At 64.0% G+C, this 16773-nt stretch carries 19 protein-coding genes; 4 read left to right on the top strand and 15 right to left on the bottom strand.

What is annotated here, in order from left to right; genetic code table 11:
- The 6 genes from HV798_RS09990 to HV798_RS10015 form a co-directional block, all read right to left on the bottom strand.
- The gene (locus HV798_RS09990; RefSeq protein WP_175192620.1) at positions 1-1362 is read right to left on the bottom strand and encodes a type II and III secretion system protein family protein; all 1362 of its coding nucleotides are present in this window, start codon (positions 1360-1362) and stop codon (positions 1-3) included.
- Positions 1359-2195 (bottom strand): Flp pilus assembly protein CpaB, encoded by an 837-nt coding sequence (cpaB, locus tag HV798_RS09995; RefSeq protein WP_175192621.1) that lies wholly within the window; start codon positions 2193-2195, stop codon positions 1359-1361. Before cpaB ends, HV798_RS09990 begins: the two co-directional genes overlap by 4 nt.
- A complete protein-coding gene (locus HV798_RS10000) occupies positions 2192-2794 on the bottom strand; it encodes a hypothetical protein (RefSeq protein ID WP_246288668.1) in 603 nt (200 codons plus the stop codon). Before HV798_RS10000 ends, cpaB begins: the two co-directional genes overlap by 4 nt.
- Positions 2795-2952: 158 nt before the next feature.
- Complete coding sequence (locus tag HV798_RS10005; RefSeq protein ID WP_175192622.1) at positions 2953-3564, bottom strand: pilus assembly protein; 612 nt, start codon at positions 3562-3564, stop codon at positions 2953-2955.
- The gene (locus HV798_RS10010; protein ID WP_343038544.1) at positions 3561-4985 is read right to left on the bottom strand and encodes a hypothetical protein; all 1425 of its coding nucleotides are present in this window, start codon (positions 4983-4985) and stop codon (positions 3561-3563) included. The genes HV798_RS10005 and HV798_RS10010 overlap by 4 nt, the downstream gene beginning before the upstream one ends.
- Positions 4982-5248: a hypothetical protein gene (locus tag HV798_RS10015; RefSeq protein ID WP_042884052.1), complete on the bottom strand. Its 267-nt coding sequence runs from the start codon at positions 5246-5248 to the stop codon at positions 4982-4984. Before HV798_RS10015 ends, HV798_RS10010 begins: the two co-directional genes overlap by 4 nt.
- Before the next feature lie 423 nt (positions 5249-5671).
- Here HV798_RS10015 and HV798_RS10020 point away from each other — a divergent pair, with 423 nt between their 5' ends.
- Positions 5672-6862, top strand: coding sequence for an acyltransferase family protein (locus tag HV798_RS10020; RefSeq protein ID WP_175192623.1), 1191 nt, complete (start codon positions 5672-5674; stop codon positions 6860-6862).
- A 29-nt stretch (positions 6863-6891) separates the two neighbouring features.
- On the opposite strand, the gene mdtD is transcribed toward HV798_RS10020, so the two are convergent.
- On the bottom strand, positions 6892-8286 hold the full coding sequence (mdtD, locus tag HV798_RS10025) for a multidrug transporter subunit MdtD (protein WP_175192624.1): 1395 nt from the start codon (positions 8284-8286) through the stop codon (positions 6892-6894).
- 120 nt (positions 8287-8406) lie between these two features.
- Between mdtD and HV798_RS10030 the strand changes: the two genes are divergently transcribed.
- Positions 8407-9327 (top strand): glycosyltransferase family 9 protein, encoded by a 921-nt coding sequence (locus tag HV798_RS10030; RefSeq protein ID WP_246288670.1) that lies wholly within the window; start codon positions 8407-8409, stop codon positions 9325-9327.
- Between the two features lie 87 nt (positions 9328-9414).
- Here HV798_RS10030 and HV798_RS10035 read toward each other — a convergent pair whose 3' ends face one another.
- The gene (locus HV798_RS10035) at positions 9415-10557 is read right to left on the bottom strand and encodes a glycosyltransferase family 4 protein (RefSeq protein WP_175192625.1); all 1143 of its coding nucleotides are present in this window, start codon (positions 10555-10557) and stop codon (positions 9415-9417) included.
- 442 nt (positions 10558-10999) lie between these two features.
- Entirely contained in the window at positions 11000-11287 is a 288-nt protein-coding gene (locus tag HV798_RS10040; RefSeq protein ID WP_175192626.1) for a hypothetical protein, read from the bottom strand.
- 806 nt (positions 11288-12093) lie between these two features.
- Here HV798_RS10040 and HV798_RS10045 point away from each other — a divergent pair.
- Together HV798_RS10045 and HV798_RS10050 are read left to right on the top strand one after the other, a co-directional pair.
- The gene (locus HV798_RS10045; protein ID WP_175192627.1) at positions 12094-13227 is read left to right on the top strand and encodes an acyltransferase family protein; all 1134 of its coding nucleotides are present in this window, start codon (positions 12094-12096) and stop codon (positions 13225-13227) included.
- Between the two features lie 524 nt (positions 13228-13751).
- Positions 13752-13970: a hypothetical protein gene (locus HV798_RS10050; protein ID WP_175216356.1), complete on the top strand. Its 219-nt coding sequence runs from the start codon at positions 13752-13754 to the stop codon at positions 13968-13970.
- On the opposite strand, the gene lysC is transcribed toward HV798_RS10050, so the two are convergent.
- From lysC to HV798_RS10075, 6 genes are all read right to left on the bottom strand, one after another.
- Positions 13967-14134: an Rz1-like lysis system protein LysC gene (gene lysC, locus HV798_RS31930; protein WP_425486136.1), complete on the bottom strand. Its 168-nt coding sequence runs from the start codon at positions 14132-14134 to the stop codon at positions 13967-13969. The two genes, HV798_RS10050 and lysC, sit on opposite strands and share 4 nt — an antisense overlap.
- Positions 14076-14468: a hypothetical protein gene (locus HV798_RS10055; protein ID WP_175216357.1), complete on the bottom strand. Its 393-nt coding sequence runs from the start codon at positions 14466-14468 to the stop codon at positions 14076-14078. The genes lysC and HV798_RS10055 overlap by 59 nt, the downstream gene beginning before the upstream one ends.
- Positions 14465-14956 (bottom strand): hypothetical protein, encoded by a 492-nt coding sequence (locus HV798_RS10060; protein ID WP_175216358.1) that lies wholly within the window; start codon positions 14954-14956, stop codon positions 14465-14467. Before HV798_RS10060 ends, HV798_RS10055 begins: the two co-directional genes overlap by 4 nt.
- Complete coding sequence (locus tag HV798_RS10065; RefSeq protein ID WP_175216359.1) at positions 14953-15231, bottom strand: hypothetical protein; 279 nt, start codon at positions 15229-15231, stop codon at positions 14953-14955. The genes HV798_RS10060 and HV798_RS10065 overlap by 4 nt, the downstream gene beginning before the upstream one ends.
- A 1-nt stretch (position 15232) precedes the next feature.
- Positions 15233-15541: a hypothetical protein gene (locus tag HV798_RS10070; protein ID WP_175216360.1), complete on the bottom strand. Its 309-nt coding sequence runs from the start codon at positions 15539-15541 to the stop codon at positions 15233-15235.
- A gap of 75 nt (positions 15542-15616) precedes the next feature.
- Complete coding sequence (locus tag HV798_RS10075) at positions 15617-16738, bottom strand: acyltransferase family protein (RefSeq protein WP_175192007.1); 1122 nt, start codon at positions 16736-16738, stop codon at positions 15617-15619.
- Between the last annotated feature and the right edge of the window lie 35 nt (positions 16739-16773).

Below are 16773 nucleotides of genomic sequence, written 5' to 3' on the forward strand. Positions count from 1 at the left end.
CTATTCCTGGTTGATCGCGGTCACACCGCGGCTGCCATCGGCCCACTGCGAACCGGCCCCCGCATAGGGGTCCCATCCCCCCGCCGTCGGAACCGCCGTCCCCAGCCGCGGGGATTCGGGAAACGCGGCATCCACCACTTCACGGCCACGCCGCACCCGATCGGCCATGGCCGGTTCGTGGCGCGAGACGATCTTGGGCGTGACGAAAATGGCCAGCTCGGTTTCGCGCAGTTGATAGCGGCGCGATGAAAACAGCGCGCCGAGAATCGGGATGTCTTTCAGTCCAGGCAGACCGGTGTGCTCGTCGGAACGCTCGCGCGACAGGAAGCCGCCGATGACCAGCGTGTCGCCCGACCGCACGTTGAACTCGGTGGATGCGCGGCGCGTGCGCAATGCCGGCCCGCTGGCCGACGTCAGCGCCATATCGACGGAACTGGCCTCGACCTCGATCAACGAACGGATGACACCGTTGCGATCGATGCGCGGCGTGATGCGCAGAGACACACCATAGGGCTTGAACAGCGTCGTGGGATTGCCACGCGAATCGGTGGACGTATAAGGCACCTCGCCCCCGGCCAGGAAGGTCGCGCTGGCGCCGCTGCGCGCCAGCAACTGGGGCTGCGCCAGCATGACGGCCTCGCCGTTCTGGGCCAGGGCAGCAATGCGCGCCGACAGCAGTGCATTGACGCCGAAATAGCCCGCCGCCGACGACACCGGCGCCGGGGTCTCGATCACCTGTTCTCCGGGGCGGCCCATCCTGCCACGCGACCCGCCATCCCAAGCCAGGCCGGCATTCACGCCCCCCTGCGTCATGCCGTCCCAGCGCACGCCAAACTCGCGCAGCCGGGAACTGGGAATCTCGACCACCTGCACGTCCAGCAGCACCATGCTGTCCCAACCGACCTGCCCGGTGAAATCCAGCACATCCGGATAACGATCGGCCAAGGCGGCAATGCGGGCGCGGTCATCATCGGACAGATCATCGCCTTCGATGACGATGCGGCCGCCCACCAAGGTGCTGCGGGTTCCCGGAATGCGCGCCAGCAGGGATTCGACCTCGGCCCGCAAGCGCGGCGCCCCCGCCGGTACCACCCGCACGTCGTAGGCCTTGACTTGCCCCGCCGCCCAAAGATGCACCGAAGACACGCCCTCGGCGCGTGCAAAGACGACGACCTCGCGGCCTTCGGTCGCGACGGCGCTGAGCACCTGGCCGTTGCCGATGGCAACGCGCGTCACGCCCGGCTGCGACAGCACACGGGTTTCGCCGACCTGCATTTCCAGCGCCTCGTCGGCGGGCCAGGCGGGTGCGCAGACCAGTCCCAGGCACAGCGCGGACACTGCCGCCACGTATCGAATGATCATGGATGCTCCGATTCGAAACGGGCTGCGCCAGCGCCCTGCACGCTGCTCTGCGCGCCCAGCTGGTCGCCGTACAGGATGACCACGCCCGGCTTGCGGCGAGGCTCGCGGTTCAGGCCGATCAACGAAGCCAGGTCGCTTTGCGGCACCGCACTGACGGCTGCGGCGTCGTCGCGGCTGCGCAGCATCGCCGTCAGCGTTCCGGCCTGCCTGGCCGCGATGTATCGCATGGCTTCGTCCGGACTGGCGGCCAGCGTGACATGGGCCGCCCCATCCCCCCCAGCCGTGTCCACCGCCGTCAGCACCCGCATACCTTGCAACAGCGGCACCGTCACCTCGCGATCGCGATACGAGAAGGACACGTAGATGTCGATGGCGTCTCCGGCTCGCAGCATGTCCGAAAGACCGCCCAGGTCGCCCGCGGCAACCATCAGCGCACGCTGACCGGCTTTGAGCCGCGAAGCCAGCGCCGGCACAGGCAGGGAGAAGGCCAGATAGGCCTTGAGCACCGGTTCGCCCTGGGCCAGGTCGGCAGTCAGCTGGGCGCCCAGCACGCCGTCGATGTCTGATGGCTCGACGCTGGCGGCCGGCGCCCATTGCGCCGGGATGTCTCGTATCGCCAGATGCGATTCGTCCAGCGTCGTGCCGGCAGGCAGATCGTAGGCCGCCACCAATCGGCTGACCTGCGGCGTGCGCGCCTCGGCTTCGAGCGCCAGCACGCGTTGCTGCACGTGCTCGCGCACCGCCCAGGCGGACAACAGGCCCGCCGCCAGCGCCAGCAGATACACGGCGGCCTTGCGCAAGCGCCGCACACCTTGCGTGAAGAAGCCGGTCATGGCGTCCACCGCCTGACCCACAAACCGCTGCCTGCATCCAACGGCACCAGCAGCCATTGCAATTGGGCCCCCTGACGCCGCCACGACTGCCGCCCTGCGCCGGCCGGCTCGCTTTCAACACGGCGCCATCCATCCCGTAGCAGCCCCTGCTGCAACAGCAACGCCAGGCGTGCGGGCGGCAGAGGATGCTGCCAAATATGTTCAGACACCTTCATGCCCCCTTCCAATACGGTGAAATCCAATCTGAGACGGGCGTTGGCCGGCAACCAGGCCGGCGGGACCGAGGCGGGCAACGGTTGCGCATGAATCGCGGAAATGCTGCCGACACAGCGTCCGGCTTCGGGACTTTCCATCTGCGCCACCCACCAGGCATCGCCGACCTGGCCGGACAAGATCGCCTGCCCCGGCAGCACCTGAAGATCGCCCAGCGCCGGCTGCTGGCGTGACAGCTGGCGAATCAATTCAGGTGCATTGACCGGCGCGTCGAATACGACCACCTGCACGGGTGCACCGCTCAGCCACATGCGGTCGGCCAATGGCTCGACTCGCGAACCCGGCGGAAAGCGCAGCGCCGACAGCGACGCCACGCCGGAAGCCACGTGTAGCCCCATTGCCTGCCGTACGGCGCCCGCGGCCACGCCAGGCCCGGCAGGCCAGGCCAGCCAGGCAGCGGCAACCCACACACGCCATGAACGACGGGTGCAGCCCCCCGCCATTGGGCCGCCACGCCAACCGCATCGCGTCAGGGAAGGCGTGCTCATGGCGTCATCCTGCCGCGCTTGCCCAGGCGATCGGCGGGAACCAGATCCGCCCAGGACGACAGCCAATCCGTGGTGATCGCAGGCCGCCCCCAGGGCGCATCCACGCGCCCCACCCTGCCCCCGATGCTGCGCGCCAAGGGCAACGAACGATCGGCCGCTTGCCTCCAGGCCGTCGGGGCGGCCCCGATGCGACGCTGCGCGTCGTCATCGCCATGCGCGTATCCCGCCCCCGCCGCAACACTGGTGCGGCGCGCGATGCGCGCGGCATTCCAAAGTGCCGAGCCGGACAACGCCGTCCCGGCCGTGACAGCCAACAGTTGCAGGTCCGCCCCGAACCATTCCGCTTGCAGACCGGCATTGCCGGACGCTGCGGCGCCCGGCATCGATTGCGAGCGGCCCGACTGTGCCCCGGCCCCAATCGGACGTGCCAGGGGCGCCCCGGCGGCGGACGCCATCACTGCCCGGCGGCTGGCCTGCGCCATTTCCTGTGCGGCGAACTGCAACTTGCCCACCCAGGCCACGGCCAGGAAGGCCATCGTCAACAACGGCAACATGAGCAGCGCCTCGACCAGAGCCTGGCCGCGCTGACGAAGATAGGCGGGCATCATGGCGCCCCCTTGGCCGCCAGGGCCTCGGCCAGGGTGACGGCCGACAGCCGTGCCTGCCAGTACGGACGGAACAACGTGGCCCATTCGCCACGCCCGTCGCCCCGTGCCTGCGGACGCGCGAAATAGGTTTCGGCGGCACTGGTGACCGTCAGCGTTCCGCCCCCGCCCAAAGCGGCATGACGAAACCGGCCCACCGGCGCAGCGACCGTACTGGCGGCGTCAGTGGTGGGCAACGCTCGCCCTGCCAGGCTGACCGCCACGGCAAAGCGCAAGGGCGCCTCGCGGCGACTCCGTGCGACCTCGCGATACCCGGGCAGCCCCAGGCCAGGCCAGCGCTGCACCTGCGCCATGGCATAGGAATTGGCCATGGGATTGGTTGCGCCGTCGAAGATGTTCCAGTTCGTGGACAGTTCCACCCAGCGCCAGAAATCCTGCGCGGAAAAATCCTCGGGCGGCGATTCCACGTAATCGAGATCGGGCGGCGGCCTGGATTTCTGGCCTTGCGCCGTGCCCCAGCCCATGGCGTATTCGCGGTAGTAACACCCAACCCACCGGTTGGACCGCAACGCATGAAACGATTGCGTGTCCAGCGCCCCCCACCGACCGTCCGGCCCCAGCCAGGTCGATCCGCGCCGCCGCAGTTCATGGCGCAAGATCGGGCAATACATGCTGACAGGCCAAAGGTTGCGGCGCGTCTCGTTGCGGCGATCCAGGAAGCCGAAGCGTCCTGCTGCCTGCTCCACCGCCGGACGCAGGCCACCCTGGCGCGTGGCGGCGTGGCGCGCAACGAAACCCGGCCAACCGTCGCTCAGCAGCCGGATGACGGGCTCAGCCCGCGCCGACGAATTCAGGCCAAAGCTGCCGCCCGCATCGGCATAGTTGTCGTGCAGCACGGCGCGCATGAGCCGATCACGCGATGCCGGCAAATGCTTCACCGCCGCGGCCGCGCCGGCATCCAGCACCCGGTGCACGATGCGGTCGTGCTCGGCATAGGCGCGCGCCAGATCGGCCTCTGCGCCAGGCTGCCCCCGAGCCATCGCGTAGGCCAGCCCGGCATCGGGGCCGAACAGCATGGCTATCAGCGCCATGGGCGGGTTGTTGCGGTTGCGCTGGCCCGCCAGCGTGCGCAGGTACTGCGCCCCGGTCCCCAGGGTGACCAGGTGCGCCATCGCCACCTGGTGGGCGATCTGGGTGCGGTTGACGTAGGCCAGGAAATTCAGTTGACGCGCCTGTTCCAGCGCACCGCTGTAAGCTGCCGCGTCCGCGGCGTGGGTCAGGCTCGAGCGCGACTCTACCGTGCGCCCCAGGTTGTAGAGCATGACCAGCGACACCGATACCGTGGCCGCCAGCAGCATGCCCAGCACCAAGACCTGGCCTTGCTGCGAGGCGAATGGCGCAACGCGCTCGAGCCTGGCGTTCACTTGTCGGCCGCGGCGTTGCCGGTAAAGGACTTGAGCGACCGCGCCTTGGTCTGCGCGGCGGCCTTTTGCGCGGCCTTCTGTGCATCGCCCGACTGCTTGGTGCCGTCTTCGCCGGCCAGCTCGCGCGCCATTGCCGCGGTCTGCGACCGCACGACCTGTCCGAAGTACTGGTACACGGCGATAGCCGCCACCGCCACCAGGGCCACGACCACGATGTACTCGGTCATGCCCTGCCCTGTCTGACGCCTGCGAAATGCCAACATTTTCAACCTCTGCTCGCTGTGAATGAGGGTCTCAGTGTCGGCTTGGCCGCAGGGGCCAACAATTCGCGGATGCCGAGGCGGACAAATGCGGCGCGACAGTCTTGACGAACTCGCCGCGCAAGCTGCCCGCCTTGGGCCGCACCGAAAAAAATGTTGTAACCCCCTAATTTCACTGGGGTTTTCCCTATTGCCCGGGCATAGGGGCAGCAGTAGATTGGACTTGCCGGGCTGTCTGACACCCATCGCGTGCGAAGCCGGGCAGGAGCGCCTCAGACTCATCTCGAGCTGAGGCGCTCTTCCATTTCCAGGGCCGGCAAACGGGCTCCTGCCCCGGCCTCGGCATTACAAAATCTATACACAGTCGCCCAATTCCCTGACAGGGCCGTGGCTAGCATGGCGGTTTTCCCCTGGACAGACCGACTCATGCCCGCCTACGCCCCAATGCCCAGGGCCAAACGCCCCGAGCCGGGCGAACCTCGCAACCCCGCCATCGACGCCTTGCGCGGCCTCGCCATCCTGTGCGTCGTGCTGCTGCACGTGCAGATCCACATTCCGCAAGAACAAAGCCTGCTGGGCAAGGTGCTGCCCGCACCGCTGTTCAACATCGTCTTTCGCAGCGGTTACTACGGCGTCATCATTTTCTTCGTCATCTCGGGCTTTCTGATCACGCGCACTTGCCTGGCGCGCTGGGGCAGCCTGGCCGCTGTGCCGTGGGCGCCTTTTCTGTGGCGCCGGTTCGCCCGCATCTATCCCTGCCTGCTGTTGCTGCTGCTGGTGCTGGCGGGCCTGCATTGGGCGCAGATGCCCGGCTTCGTGATCGAAGACACTTCCCTGGCACGCGCCAGCGCGGCCGCAGTGACGCTGCACCTGAATTGGCTGGAGGCCCAGGTCGGCTATCTGCCCGCAGCCTGGAACGTGCTGTGGTCGCTCTCCATCGAAGAAGCCTTCTACCTGGCCTTTCCGCTGCTTTGCCTCCTGTCCCTGGCAGTGGGGCCGCGCGCGTTGCGGCTGACGCTGCTCCTGTTCGTGGTGCTCGGCCCGTTTGCCCGCGTTGCCTTTACCCAGAACGAGATCTGGGCCGATCACTCGTATCTCTCGGGCATGGACGGCATCGCCATCGGTTGCCTGGCCGCGCTGGCCGCAGCCCGCCTGAACCGCGCTCGCCACTCGTACCGCCGCGGCCTGCTGCTCGCGGGCATCGCCTTGTTCGCGCTGGTGTTCCTGCTTAGAAAGGCGACGTCCTCGCTGGGGCTGACCGCCCTGGGACTGAACGTCACGCTGCTGGAAATCGGCGTGGCCTGCCTGCTGATCGGCTGGAGCCTGCGCACATCCCACCCGCCGCGGCACAACCCCGCGATGGCCGCGCTGCGCTGGATCGGTCACAACAGCTACGAGATCTACCTGACGCACATGTTCCCGGTGCTGCTGCTGGCGGCCGCTTCGTGCCGCAATTCCGGCGGCGCCGTATCCACCTGGTGGCGCGCAGGCGCATTGACGGCGGCCAGTGTGCTGGCGATCCTGCTGGCCGCCATGCTGGGCGGCCTGGTGGCCCGCTATTACTCGGCCCCCATGCGGCGCTGGCTGATGCGGCCCGCGTGGGTTGCCCTGCGGTGAATTCCCCGCTGCGCCATCGCGGGCAGCCGTCAGCCAGCTGCGGCGCGACCGCCCGTGGAGCCGTTCAGGCTGTCGGCATCCAGGCGCCTGAACACGAGCGCCGACAGCAATGTGATCGCGCCCACGCACAGGAAGGTCAGCGTGAACGCCCAGCCCAACGCGGCATTGCCCGGCCCGGAAAACACGCCCACCAGGCCGCCGCCGATCGTCACGCCCAAACCGATGGCCAGCATCTGCACCATCGAAAACAGGCTGTTGCCACTGCCCGCGTCGCGCGTGCTCAGTCCCTTGAGGGTGACGCTGTTCATGGCCGCGAACTGCATCGAGTTGGCCGCGCCGAACAAGGCCAGTTGCACCACTTGCAGCGCCATGGGCCAGCCGTGCGAGATGGCCGCGAACGACATGATGGACGCCCCCACGAGCACCGTGTTGGCAAGCAGGAACGTGTCATAGCCGAATCGCCGCACCAGCGGCGCGATCCAGGGCTTGGACACCGTGCCGGCAATCGCGGCCGGCAGCATCATCAGGCCGGACTGCAGCGGCGTATAGCCCAACTGCAACTGCAGCAGCAGCGGCAACAGGAAGGGCACGGCGCTGCTGCCGATGCGGCACACCAGGTTGCCGATCAGCCCCACGCTGAAATTGGGTTCGCGAAACAGGCGCAGTTGAAACAGCGGGTTGTCGCGCCGCCGAGCATGCACCACATACAGCGCCACCGTCAGTGCGCTCAGCGCGAACAGCCCGGCCGACCAGGCCGCCCGCCCCTCGCCGGCAGGCAGGTCCAGCGCCAACGAAAACGCCACCATGCACAACGACAGCAAACCGCAGCCCAGCACGTCGAACGGCGCAACATCGGCCAACGCGTCCTCCGGCAGATAGCGACGCACGGCGAACAGACCCGCCAGGCCGATCGGCACATTGATCATGAAGATCCAATGCCAGCTGGCTACCTGCACCAGCAGCCCACCCAGCGTCGGCCCGAAGATCGGCCCGACCTGCCCCGCGATGGACACGAAGGCCAGGGCCGAGATGTACTGGTCGCCCGGCACCCGCCGCAGCACCGCCAGGCGCCCGATGGGCAACAGCATCGATCCGCCGACGCCCTGCACCACGCGGGCGATCGTCAGTTGCGTCAGGCTCTGCGCCAGGCCGCAAAACACGGACCCCACCGCAAACACCAGGATCGCCGCCAGATAGACGCGGCGCGTGCCGTAGCGGTCCGCCAGCCAACCCGATGCCGGTGTCAGCATGGCCATCGTCAGCGTGTACGCCACCACCACGGGCTTGAGCGCCAGCACGTCCTCGCCCAGGCTGCGCGCCATGGCGGGCAAGGCAGTATTGACGATGGTGGTGTCCAGTGTCTGCATGAAAAAACAGGCGGCGACCACCCAGAGCAGGGCGCGTTGCGAAGAAGGTGCGGGCATGCCTGAATCGTACTCCCGGGCAGCCAACGCGCCGCTGACAGCGCCACAACGTGCAAGCCGATTCATGCCCGGCCAACGATCGGTTATCCTCCGGGTCATCGAAAAATTGGAAGACTTGCCGTGAGCCACGCTCATCCCCTCCCGGCCGAAAAAACGGCCCTGGTGCTGTCCAACCGGCTGGGCGATTCGCTGTACCAGATGACCATCGCCAACAACCTGCGCAAGGCAGGTCGGGATATCTCCGTCTATGGCGTCCACGGCTATGCCCTGCGGGAATGGTTTCCCGATTTCGACATCCAGCCCCTGCCGTCGGACATCACCAACCTGGCGGGCTACGACACCATCGTGCAGATGGACCCGGACAGCCCGTTCGACGGTCTCGGTCGCGTCTGCAAGCGCTTTCTCAGTACCAAGGCGTGGGGCCAGGCCCAACCGACGCCGCGCAAGCACAGCTCGCCCAACGGCATCCTCGATGAATTCCGCAGATTCTCTTTCGATGCCTTTGGCCTGACCCACTGGAGCGACGACAACGGACTGCAGGCCCCTGCCCGCTTCAAGGCGCGCCGTCACCCCAAGCGGGTGATCCTGCATCCGACCTCCAGCGAGGCGGAACGCTGCTGGACGCCCGGCAAGTACGTCATCGTCGCCAAGCGCCTGCGCGCCATGGGTTACGAACCGGTGTTCGTGCTGGCCCCGTCCGAACGCGAATATTGGTTGCCGCTGCTGGAGCCCGCGCATGCCGGGCACGTCCAGGCGCCCTCCATCGAAGGCGTCGCCGCGGAAATCTATGAATCCGGCTGGTTCATCGGCACCGACTCCGGCATCGGCCACCTGGCCTCATGCTGCGGCCTGCCTACCGTTACCATCGTTGATCGTCCCCGCAACATGCCGCGCTGGCGCCCGGCGTGGGCCGCCAACATCATCGTCAAGCCGTGGTGGCTGCCCTTGCGCACCATGCGCCGCAAGTACTGGCGCGAAGCCACCACCGTCTCGGCCGTCATGCGCTGTTTTGGCCGCATGGTGCACCGCCAGCACCCCTGAGCCACAACGTGACAAGGCCGGCTGCCGAATCATCGGCAAGCCGGCCTTGTTGTCTACGCACAAGCCGCTACGACTATCGACGCGGCGTCAGGCAACCGCCTCGACGTTACGGGCGAGCTTCGCGTGTTCCATCGCGACCTGATACGCCCCCAGCGTTTCCGCCATTTTCTGAGGCAGCATGAAATGCCGGTCGGCATAGCGGCGCGCCTGTTCCGCGATCTGGGCTGCCTGCCCTGGATTGGCCCAGATCCAGGCCAGATGATCCGCAAAGCCCACCACGTCGCCTGCCGGCGCCAGCCAGCCGGTCTCGCCGGGGTGCACGATCTCGGGCAAGCCGCCCACCGCACTGGCCACCACGGGGCAGCGCGACGCAAAGGCTTCCGGTACAACCCGCGACCAGGCCTCGTTCACGGACGGCACCAGTATGGCGTCAGCAGCATGCAGGACATTGGCGACGTCTTCGCGATGGCCGGCAAAGGTCACGTGGTCACCCATCCCGAGTTCGGTCACCAGGTTGCGCAGCTGCTGCCCGTAGGCCGCCGTCGCCCCCGTGGGCATGCCCACAACCAACGCGTGCGCCGGAATACCGCGTTGCCGCAATACGTTCACGACGCGCAGCAGATCTTCCTGGCGCTTGTCGGGCCGCAGCATGCCGATGGTCGCCACCACGAACGCGGCCGGGTTCACGGCCAGTTCCTTGCGCAGGGATTGGCGCACGGCCGGCTTGTCGGTGTCAGAGAAAAAACCGTGCTCGGCCCACTCGCCTACAACGCTGATCCGCTCACGTCCCGCGAAGCCCGCCGTGACGATGTCCTGCGCGCCACCTTCGCTGGTGGTGATCACGCGATGGCAACCCAGGCGCCATTCCAGCCGACGGCGCCATGACGTGCGCAACGGACGGGAGAAGTGCCAGGTCCTGACCAGCGAGCACAGATCGCGGCACAGCGCGCTGGCCTTGGCATCGGGCGTGCCATGGGCATCGATGACCTGGATGCGCAGGTCCTTCACGATCTGGCGCAGCAACATGACGCCAGACCACGAATACGGCGCACTGAAATCCATGCCGATCGTCGCCAGCCCCCAACTACGAGCCAGTTTCAGCGTCTCGCTGGCCGGCGGTGCGGCGATCGCCACGGCGTGGCCATGCTCGCGAAGCCAGCGCGCCTGATCCAGGACGCGAAACTCCATGCCGCCCAGGTTAGGGCCGGAAAGGGTGTGCAGGATTTGCATGGGGGACCTACGGGTACAAAGACAAGCGGCCGGCATGAGCCGGCCGAGATAGCGACAGCAGCGCCTGTCCCGTCCCCCGCTGCATGGCGATCGATAGCAATGCACCGCGGCAAAGACCACGGAAAAACCGAAGGGATCGCAACAACATGAGTGGGCGCGCTTGGTAAACTGCGTTCCTGTTGTCTGTCTCGGAAGGCCGCAACCCTCTCGAAATCGACTGAAACGCTATTTTTGTTAAATTCAGCAATAAGCCAGGAATATAGGCGTGCCCCCAGGCCCAAGTTGGAGTACTTGTTTAAGCTTTGTTAAGTTCTTTGCTGTTTTTGTAACTTTTTAATTCTTAAACAGACAAAATTAGCACTTCGATGGAAATAGGCTGGGATCTGGGCACTCAGTCACCTGCCGAACGCCCGAGATGCTGAATCAGGCCGCAATCGGACCCTCAGAAAATGCACGCCTTCTGCGAGCATTCATACAGAAAACCCGCCACCCGAGCCGCCGGGTAAAGCACCACAACCGCTGTAGCCAGCACCCACCAGCGCCGCTGCCGGCGAATGACCAGCCCCACGCAGACAAGCCAAGCCAGCACAGCTGTCCAATACGCCGGGAAGTACGGCCCCAGCCCGACCATCAGCCAATCAATACGGGCCAGAGCCGCCAACACGACCACTGCGATCAGCAAGATGACGAGCGTCAGCCGGTTGCCTGATCGGTACACCGAATGGAACATGCATGACCTCGCATAGGTAGAGCGGGTAGGCACAACGCTACTGGACTGCACTCGTTGACACGGAGAAACCGCCGACGAGCGCACCGTTCATTCTGTCGCAGAGACCCGATTTCCCGATTGCAGCAACCTTCCCGTACGAAGGTTGCGGTAGCTGGATGCGTGAGCCTAGCGCTGACCACGAAATAAAACTGCCAGCTAGCCGCGGGGCCTCCATCGCCAGCCTCTGGCCAGACGCAAAGCCCCGCGCTCAGCTCAGTGTGGGCCGAAACTCTATCGGCGGTGCGCTGGGTCAGATTGCCCCTCAGGTGATGAAGGCAGGGCTAGACTGCACGCGGAAGCCATTGCTCTCCGGCTCCCGGTTTCGGATCCACCTGCGACGAAGCCCAGCAAAAGAGCCGCAATAGGGCATACGATCGATTTTAGCTTGAGCATTGTCGTCCTGGTTTAGAGCGGCTTGGGCCACATCGACTGTAGCCGGAACTCCTTGGGCCAGAAACCCCGCGCCGGGCCGCCAGTTTGCAGACGGCGCGTAAGTGGGAGCTCCGTAACGAGCACACTCAAAAGCGAATCCGTGAGAAAGGCGGCGACACCCCAGTGCGTACAAACTGTTAACGCGCCTCTCAAGCACCGAAACGTAACTCACAAGATCGCCGTATTGCGGCGTGTCCATGCGCATTCTTTTTGGACGAAAAAAGGCCACAGGAGCCGTTCTACTCAATTGTTGCTGGACAGCAGCTTCAGCCTATGGAGGTTCTTTTAGGAGAGATACAATCCGGCTCCCTATCGCCCTGCATTCGAGACTGTCCATGAAAGATCAGAAAAACTTTTTGCCGTGGGTACAAGCTTTGCGTGGAATCACCGCACTGATGGTCGTCATGGTGCATGCTCGCCTCTATCTGCGCGGCGAAACGGGCGAATTCGTAGCCAAGACCTTTTTCTATCCTGGCGCGATGGGGGTCGATCTGTTCTTCATGCTAAGTGGCTTTCTCATGGTCCTTACAACGACCGATAGTGATGGAAGCTGGAGGTACACCTATCGTTTCTTATATAGGCGTGTAGCACGGATCTGGCCCGTCTACGCCTTCACATGCTGCCTATTTTTGGCGTTAGCACATTACTCTTCTGCGTTCCCTCTGCCGCTGTCTGAATACAGAATATTTATTGAGAGTCTGCTTTTTATTCCCGTCAATCCGACATCCCCACCATACTTTTCACTGCCTAACCCCGTGGCATGGACGCTATGCTTCGAATTCTATTTTTATGTAGTCTTCGCCCTATCTCTGTGTTTCAAGAACGGCCGCTGGGTAGCGCTCTCAGTATGGTTCATGTTGACGGTCGTCGCAATTCCTATGTCGACCGGAACCTTCAACCTTAGCGTCACTGACAATCATAGATACCTCGACTTCAAGTATGCGAATCTAGCCGTCAATCCCATCGTGATTGAGTTCGTGTTGGGCATGCTTGTCGGCAAGGTATACCTGTCGAACGTTTGGCTGCCGAATCGTTACGTGCTATTGGGCCTCACAGCCGCGGCGGCGATTCTCATAGTCGTTCTATCGGCCGCAGGTATTACGACCTTCCATGGCCCACTCGGCTGGGGGGGAGGAGTATTTCTGCTTTTCCTGAGCATTGCGATGCTCAGCAAGGTCGCTCATCTGGGGGTCCCGACGTGGTCCCTGTGGCTTGGGAAAATCTCCTATTCCCTTTACTTGACCCATCTATTCGTATTCAAAATACTGAACATGCTCAGCCAGGAGCTAGGCTGGACAGACGGAGACCAGCTGCCGCAATGGCACTTCTGGGTTAACCCAATTTTCGCCCTGTTCTTTGCCGCAGTTGTTTTCCGCTACGTTGAGACCCCCGGTTCAGCATGGCTGAACCATGTTCTGACGATGAGATGGAAAGCCCCAACGCTCAGGCCGCAACGCGCTTCGCTGTAGAGCAGGCTGGCGATAGCGGAACGGGCCTATTGAAGCTGCCCCAATCGTACAGATCCGAGACCTCCGATGGAGGTTCATGGTCAATAACATCGATTCCAGACAATCACAATTCAAAGGGCGCCGGTTCCGCCACCTTGTTAAGTCCAGCATCGACTCTGGTCGCTCCGCCCCTCCCACGCCCTAACCTTTGTTAGGATGGGTACAAGTCCGCAGCGAGCACGAAACACTACAGCCACTTGGCTGCCGAGTCGATCAAACAAGCTCTTGGGAAGATCGGCCCCCCCCCCACGCAAAAGAAAGCGCGGGTTGCGTAAACTGCCCGCAAACCCGCGCTAATTCTTGGTAGGCCCCCCGAGAGTCGAACTCGGCACCAACGGATTATGAGTCTGCCGAGGAATCCAGGTTTTATGCGGGTTCCCGGCCAATAGCCGTTCCGCAATCATATTGGCGTACCGCCGAAAAATCCCTTTAGAATCAATCACCGATTTTCGATTGCGGAACGGTTTTTTGGGGGGGGATGGCGCATGGAAGACAACGGAATCCTCGAACGGGTCCCCGGCCAGTACGTGGCCCAGGCCGCCCTCACCCTGCCGCCGGCGGCCACCGCCGAGGACCGCGACTACCCGGTCGAGATCGACGCCGGCCACGCCGGCCTGGTGCGCCTCACCTTCCGGCGCCAGAAGGCCAAGCGGGCAAAACACACCCACTGGTTCTGGTCGGCCAAGCGGGCGGACGCGGTTTAGGGCCTGGCCCAGGCGTCCACGACCGCCTGGTGGCGCGCGGCGCACTCCGCATACTGGAACGCCAGCGCCACGTGCGCCTGCGCAAGGTCATCCCAGGACGGCGAATCAACGCGAGGAATTGGCGGGCACGGTGCGCTGAGATTGACGGGCAGCGTTGGCCGCATCGATACCGTCGTTGGTTGCGCGCACCCGGCCAGGGTCGCGCACGCAGTCAGCAGGCAAAGGGCGCTGAACGATTTCACGGGTGTACCTCTCGATGACCTGCGGCCGCGTCGCGGCGAGTTGGTCGATAAGGGCCTGGATGCCGCCGGACAGCCCGGTCAGCCGTTCGGCCTCGGTTTTGAAGCCTTCCAGCTCGGCTAGGCGATGGGCTGCCTGGCACTCTTCCCGGCCGGCGACGCGCTGAGAATGCCCATAGAGCACGACGCCGGCGCCCAGCACCATCACCACCGCCGCGCCGCCGATCCAGGGCAGCGCCATGCGCAGGAACGGGTTCACGGCTGCACCTGCGCGACGGCCTGGCGGTAGAGAACTGGCCAGGTCTGGGGATGCGGCCTGCCCGGGCGCCAGGTGCGCAGGTAGAGCGCCCAGCCGGCGTCAGCATCACCGACCGGCGGCAGCGCCTTCGGATCGGTCCACAGCAGCAGCCGCGCGACGCCGGCGGCCAGCACGTCGTCATACTCGAGCGCGGCGTAGATGGCGTCCGGGTCGCACGCCACACTGCGGGCCTTGCACAGCGCCACCAGGTGGTCCTTGCTCGCCGCGTGCAGGAACACGCCCCACACGCCGCCGCGGCTGGCGCGCGTGCCCTTTTCGAACTGCCAGAAGCCGCGCGCCGGCCCGCCGATCTGCTGCCGATGCGTGAATCGACTTTCTTGCAGGCCGATGGCCAGCAGCATGACGCGCGCCGCCGGCGTGTCCATGCGCGCCGGCAGCAGCGCCAGCGCCGGGGTGATTGCGTCAGAGACGATGGTATCCAGGGTCATAGCGTGGGTTTCCTGATGTGCTTTGCCGTCACGGCGGCAACGTAGAAGGCGGCCGACGCGGCAAGCGCGGCATCACCGGCGCTCGCCCAGCCCGCGATGAATATCCGGCACGCGGCGCCGGTGGCGGTCAGGCTGACGGCGGCCAGGCCGATCCGCTCGAAGGTCGTGTCCTTGATGGCGCGCGAGAATATGGCCAGCACCGCGCCGCCGGCGACGATGAGCCAACTCACGAAGGCCAACACGGCCCAGAGAGTCAAGTAGATGGTGCTGTCCATGTCATGCCCCTTTGCCGCGCACGCGGTCAATCACGGCCTGCCACAGCGCCCCGATGGGCGCAGCCTGGACGGCCTCCCATGCGCGCGAAACGATCGCCATGCCAAACATGCCGGTCAAGAAGCCCGCCAGGCCCTCCGGTATGCCCAGCAGCAGAGACAGATATGGAGCCCCGTAGTAGGCAACGAGAGATCCACTGACGGCCATGCTCAAGCGCGCCGGCCAGGATCCCTGCAGGTAACGCATGGACACAGCCGCGCCCAGCACGCCAGCGAACTTTGCCGCGAAGGCGTCGAAGTCTTGGATGTTCAATCGCGTCCCCTATAAACGAAAAAAAGCCCGCCGAAGCGGGTCAATGAAAATCTCATGAGAAAGCCTAGCCGAGGCTTATCTAAACCTCTCAGCATGGTTTGGCCTACTCTGGTCGGGAGTCGAGAGGCACATTCCAAACGGCGAGAATCGCCCAACAGGAAGTAGTTGCCGCCAATCTGGCACCCCTCTGAATTCGATGTATCGGTACGTGTACCAAGATATCGAAAACGTCAAAACCAAATAGCCGATATACGGCCAAAATCCAGTGACGAAGGGTGCCAGCTTTACCGCTATTACACCGTGCCACAAATATAGGCTATAGCTCATCAAACCCATCATCTGCAGGGGCCATGAGGTAAAGACTCTGGTTAGCGACGACTTCGATCTAAGCAACGTAACAGTGCAAAGCAGCATCCCGACGCACAACAGCGTATTGAACGTGCCGGCGGTCCACGACGGAAATCGGCCAGAAAGCCAAGCAGTCCAGAGGGCCATGCCGCAATAGATTAGAACGGCGCCACCGACAAACTTCCACACCGCCCATCTAGGATCATCGGTACGCAAGCTCCAATGAGCTGCCAACATTCCAAACAAAAAATCATCCAACCGCCCGATCACCGAGTCTGATATGAAGTTCAAAGGCAGTCTCGGGCCGACCACAAGCCACTCTCCAAAAATCCTTGTGGCCGTCGAAAGAGACAAACCTACTGCCAGAACCGGCCCCCACCCAAATCGTCTAATAAACAACAGAAGAAAAGGGAACAGGATAGAAAACCAAATTTCCACCACCAGGGACCAAAGCACCCAATTGACGCCGGGGAAAAACATACGCTCCGAAAACCAGGTCGTGAACGTCATGTACCTGAGAAGGTCAAGGTAGGCAGCAGGACTGCTTAGATCCAAGGGGGCATAGAAAACGGACAGCATCAGAACACAGAGCCCAAGCAAGGGCAGCAAACGCATTGCGCGCCGCTTGTAGAACTGCCAAATATCATGAGCACATGACAGCCTGCGCTCTCCTGAAACGTATGGCAGATATAGAACAAATCCGGACAGGAAGAAGAAAAGATTGACCCCCAGCCAGCCACTGTTCGACAGCACGGAAAGAACAGGAAACCCAGAAGCATCCACGCGCAGCGACACAGTATGCTGATAAATAACAGCGACAATGGCTAGACCACGTAAGCCATCAATCATTGGGAGTCTCGCCATCTTTACCTCTCGCAGTTAGG

Source organism: Achromobacter deleyi, from assembly GCF_902859705.1.
Classification (GTDB): Bacteria; Pseudomonadota; Gammaproteobacteria; order Burkholderiales; family Burkholderiaceae_B; genus Achromobacter; species Achromobacter deleyi.